This window comes from Mycobacterium sp. E2462, assembly GCF_001672685.1.
Classification (GTDB): Bacteria; Actinomycetota; Actinomycetes; order Mycobacteriales; family Mycobacteriaceae; genus Mycobacterium.
The window spans coordinates 1-902 of sequence record NZ_LZKC01000202.1 but is presented as its reverse complement, the minus strand read 5'-3'; the positions used below and the strand labels follow the sequence as shown (position 1 = coordinate 902).

Sequence of the window (902 nt, the reverse complement as noted above, 5' to 3'; positions counted from 1 at the left end):
GGCGATGCTGATGCCGAGGTTGATGAAGGAGGTCGACAGGATCCCGTAGGCAAGGATGCTCGCGGCGATGACCGCCCCGGTGCTGGTATTGCTGTGCGGCAACTTCGTCGAGAAGATCGACCCCAGGAGCACGCCGATGACGGCGGGCATCGAAAAGGTCAGCACCACCTGCTCGGGCCGCCGGTAGAACATCTTGAGCTCCGGCACTATCCGCGACATGCCGATTCGCATCGCCGACGGCAGCGCTACCACCAGCGCCCCCGAACGGCGATGCGCCGCAACAGCTTTGACATGACCGACCTTCATCACGCCTCGCCGATGAGCCGCAGGTAGGCGTCTTCCAAAGTCGGTCGAGACACCGTGAGCTGGTCCAGTTCTGCGCCGTGTTGTGACCGCTGCCTGATGAACTCGGTCGGGCGGTCCGTCTCCTCCTCGTGCATCTCGTCTCCCTCCATCCACCGGACCGTCGCGGCCGACTTCACGTACGCGGTCAACCTCGACGGCGAGTCGACCGCCACCACCCGGCCGCCCGCGAGAACCGCGACGCGGTCGGCCAGGGCGGCGGCTTCCTCGAGATAATGGGTGGTCAACAGGATGGTCGTGCCATCGCTTGCCAGACGTTTGATGAGGTCCCAGAAGCGACGCCTGGCGTCGGGGTCGAACCCAGTGGTCGGTTCGTCGAGAAAGAGCAGTTCGGGCATCCCGATGATGCCGAGTGCCACGTCGAGCCGACGCCGCTGACCCCCGGACAGGCTGCGCACTCGCGCCTGAGACACCGCGGTGAGCCCGACGAGTTCGAGCGTCTCCTCGGGAAGTCGGGCCTTGCCATAGCATTTCGTGAACATGTCCACTGTCTCTGACACGGTCAGCATGCCGGCGTCGCTGGCTTCTTGCAGCACGAT

The 902-nt window shown here is 64.9% G+C and carries 1 protein-coding gene and 1 pseudogene; both read right to left on the bottom strand.

Annotation, left to right across the window (positions count from 1 at the left end):
* Nucleotides 1-231, bottom strand: a pseudogene (locus A5714_RS10270) (ABC transporter permease); the annotation flags it as partial.
* A gap of 74 nt (nt 232-305) precedes the next feature.
* Nucleotides 306-902: AAA family ATPase (locus A5714_RS10265; RefSeq protein ID WP_068284980.1), on the bottom strand; the 597-nt coding region annotated here is incomplete at its 5' end.